Origin of the sequence: Halobacteriovorax sp. DA5, from assembly GCF_002903145.1 — a bacterium.
Taxonomy (GTDB): Bacteria; Bdellovibrionota; Bacteriovoracia; order Bacteriovoracales; family Bacteriovoracaceae; genus Halobacteriovorax_A.
On sequence record NZ_PPDJ01000053.1, the window covers coordinates 1 to 399 of the forward strand.

Annotated in this window: 1 protein-coding gene; it reads left to right on the top strand. The window is 49.9% G+C overall.

The annotated features are described in order from the left end of the window. Positions 1 to 51: 51 nt before the first annotated feature. Positions 52 to 399 (top strand): lipocalin/fatty-acid binding family protein (locus tag C0Z22_RS15855; protein ID WP_158246960.1); only part of this gene is annotated, 348 nt, incomplete at its 3' end.

Below are 399 nucleotides of genomic sequence, written 5' to 3' on the forward strand. Positions count from 1 at the left end.
CTCAAAGCGGTCTAAAGGCTCTTGCCCGATCAGATCAGATCAGCAGCAGACATGGCCTTCAGCGGAACATGGCAGGTGTACGTTCAGGAGAACTACGAGGAGTTTCTCAGAGCTATTCCTCTGCCAGAAGACATTATTAAACTGGCCAAGGATGTTAAACCAGTGACAGAAATCCAACAAAACGGCAACAACTTCACCATCACATCCAAGACTCCTGGGAAAACCGTCACTAACACCTTCACCATCGGCAAGGAAGCTGAAATCACCACCATGGACGGCAAGAAGCTCAAGTGCATTGTCAAACTGGAGGGAGGGAAGCTGGTCTGTCAGACGGATCGATTCTCTCACATTCAGGAGCTCAAGGGAGGAGAGATGGTTGAGACCCTGACAGTAGGAGGA